This window comes from Archangium sp., assembly GCF_036388035.1.
GTDB lineage: Bacteria > Myxococcota > Myxococcia > Myxococcales > Myxococcaceae > Archangium.
In genome coordinates this window covers 1-2,890 of record NZ_DASVSO010001006.1, presented here as the reverse complement: position 1 = coordinate 2,890, position 2,890 = coordinate 1, and the positions used below count along the sequence as shown (strand labels likewise).

Sequence of the window (2,890 nt, the reverse complement as noted above, 5' to 3'; positions counted from 1 at the left end):
TTACTCCTTCAAGAACAGCTCATCACCCCCGAGGCGCTGGAGGAGGCGCTCGAGTCGCAGGTCGTCCACGGCGGGCGGCTCGGGACGAACCTCGTCGAGCTGGGGCTGGTGTCCGAGCAGGACCTGGCGCGGCTGTTGGGCAAGCAGCACAACGTGGCGTCCGCCTCGGGCGAGATGCAGCCGGATCCGCGTGCCCTGGAGATGGTGGATCTCAACCAGGCGGACGAGAAGGACTTCCTGCCGATGCGGGTGGACGCCACGCGGATGAGCGTGGCGGTCATCAACCCCCAGGACATCGAGACGCTGGACGCGCTGGCCTTCAGGACGGGCAAGCGCGTGGTGCCGGTCATCATCCCCGAGTTCCGGATGAACCAGCTCCAGCGGCGCTACGCCAAGGCGTTCCGTGCGATGCGGGCCATCGACATGAACGCCGTGCGGCCCACGCGCAAGCAGCAGGAGGTGCAGAAGGCGGCGGAGAAGGTCGAGGACCTGATGAGCGAGGAGGAGTTCCAATCGCTCTACGCCCAGGCGCTCACCGGAGGAGGCTCGGAGGCGGAAGCGGAGCAGGTGCTGGAACTCGTGGAGGCGGTGGAGGAGGAGGTGCCCGCCCCCATCGTTCAAGGGTACGTGCCCGAGGTGCCGCCGGTGGCGACGCCCCAGGTGTCCGCTCCGCCGCTGCACGTGCCCGAGGCGCCGGTGTTGCTGGGGACGCCCCTCGAGGTTCCGCCCCCGGTCCCCGACGAGTCGCTGCCGGTGGCCCCCGTGGCGCCTCGGGTGCCGGTCGCGGCCCCCCGGCCTCCGGCGGTGCCGCCGCCCACGCCGCTCACCTTCGCCGAGGCCCAGGCGGAGCTGTCGCGCAGCTCGGATCGCGAGGAGGTGGCGACGACGGTGCTGCGCTTCGCGCTGGGCAAGTGGAAGCGGTGCCTGCTGCTGAGCGTCCAGGGCAACCTGGTGACGGGCTGGCGAGGCATGGGGCGGGGGGTGCGCGAGGCCGCGGTGAAGCGCATCGGCATCGGCCTGCAGGCGCCGAGCACCTTCAAGCTGGTGCGGGACACGCGCTCGCACTACGTGGGGCCGGTGCGCCGGGACGCGGCCTCGGGCCTCTTCTACAAACTGCTGAGCGGGGACTACCCGACGACGGCCGTCATCCTTCCGCTGCTGGTGCGCGGCAAGCTGGTGCACATGCTGTACGTGGACAACGGGCCCGGCCAGCTCACCCCGCCCGACGTGGGCGAGCTGCTCATCCTCTCGCAGAGTGTGGGTCGCTCGTACGAGGCGATGATCCGCCGCCGCAAGAGTGCCTGAGTGGAGAGGGAGGAGGCTCCAGCGGGAGCGGGGGAGGACGTGATACGAGCGTGTCATGTCGAAATCCTCTTCCCCGCGCCCTCTTGCCGTACTGGTGGGTGTGCAGCTCCCCGGCGTCTCGGACACCGAACACGCCGCTGACCTCGCTGAGCTCGGGCGACTGGTGCACACCCTGGGCTACGAGGTCGTCGCGACCGTGAGCCAGCGCCGCGAGGGCGTCGCGGCGGGGACGGTCCTCGGCACCGGAAAGCTCAAGGAGCTGGCCAGCCTCACCGGAGGCCGCGGCATCGTGACTTCAGGGGCGCAGGAGCGAAAGTCGAAGGCGCGCGAGCGCTGGGAGGCCGAAGCGGAGGAGACGGACGAGGTGGCGGCCGAAGCGGAGGGCCCCGGGGAGGAACCGGAGGCCGAGACCGATGCGGAGGCCGAGGCCGAGGCCGACGAGGCGCGAGTCGAGGCACGGCCCACGGTGGTGGTGGTCGACCATGAGCTGTCGCCCAGCCAGCTGAGCAACCTCGAGCGGGCCACGGGTGCCCAGGTGCTCGACCGCACCGGCGTCATCGTGGACATCTTCCACCGCCACGCGCGCAGCCGCGAGGCGAAGATGCAGGTGGAGATCGCACGGCTCAACTACCTCGCCCCGCGCATGCGCGAGTCGACGGGAAGCCGCGAGCGCCAACAGGGCCGGGGCTCGGGTGACTCGGCGGTGGAGCTGGATCGCCGCAAGATTCGCGACCGGCTCGCTGAGCTGCGCGAGGGGCTCGCGGCCATCCAGCAGGACCAGGATCAACGGCGCTACGCCCGGAGGGACCAGCTGCGGGTGGCACTGGTCGGCTACACCAACGCGGGCAAGTCCTCGCTGATGCGCGCCCTGACGGGCAGCGAGGTGCTGGTGGCCGATCAGCTCTTCGCCACCCTCGATACCACGGTGAGGGCGCTGCAACCGGAGACCCGGCCGCGGGTGCTCGTCTCGGACACCGTGGGCTTCATCCAGAAGCTGCCGCACGACCTGGTGGCCTCCTTCCGCTCGACGCTGGATGAGGCGCTGGAGGCCTCCCTGCTGCTCTACGTGGTGGATGCCTCGGACCCCACCTGGGAGGCCCAGCTCGAGGTCACCCGCTCCGTGCTCCGGGAGATTGGAGCGCAGAGCGTCCCGAGCCGGCTGTTGTTCAACAAGGCGGACCGGCTCTCCGCCGAGGCCCGGGAGGCCCTGCTCCAGCGGCATCCGGAGGCGCTCGTCCTCTCGGCGCACTCGCCGCAGGACGTCGCGGCGCTGCGCCAGACGGTGATTGAGTTCTTCGAGGGCTCCATGGTCGAGGCGGACCTGGTGATTCCCTATGCTCGCCAGGCGCGCATCGGCGAGGTCTACGAGCATGCCCGGGTCCTCTCCGAGGCCTTCGACGAGAGCGGCCGGCGGCTGAAGGTCCGGGCGCTCCCGGCGGCGATGGCCCGGTTGACCCGAGCCTTCGAGACGTGAGGGGCGCCAGGGCCTCTAGTGAATCGAGGCCCCGGAGCCGGGCGTCTGCTCCTGTAGCCCGAGTGCCGCCCGGCACATCTTCGTGTAGAGGTCACGGAAGAGGTTGTCCGG

2 protein-coding genes are annotated in these 2,890 nt (G+C 70.7%); both read left to right on the top strand.

Translation table 11 applies throughout. From position 1 onward, the window contains the following. The coding region (locus VF697_RS41525) for a hypothetical protein (protein WP_331104044.1) at window positions 1-1,305 on the top strand (1,305 nt) is incomplete at its 5' end. Window positions 1,306-1,360: 55 nt separating this feature from the next. Further along, on the top strand, window positions 1,361-2,779 hold the full coding sequence (gene hflX, locus VF697_RS41520) for a GTPase HflX (RefSeq protein ID WP_331104043.1): 1,419 nt from the start codon (window positions 1,361-1,363) through the stop codon (window positions 2,777-2,779). Window positions 2,780-2,890: the final 111 nt, after the last annotated feature.

Excerpts from the sequence above, each read along its gene's own strand:
- hflX (WP_331104043.1), top strand. The coding sequence starts at position 1,361 with ATGTCGAAATCCTCTTCCCCGCGCCCTCTTGCCGTACTGGTGGGTGTG.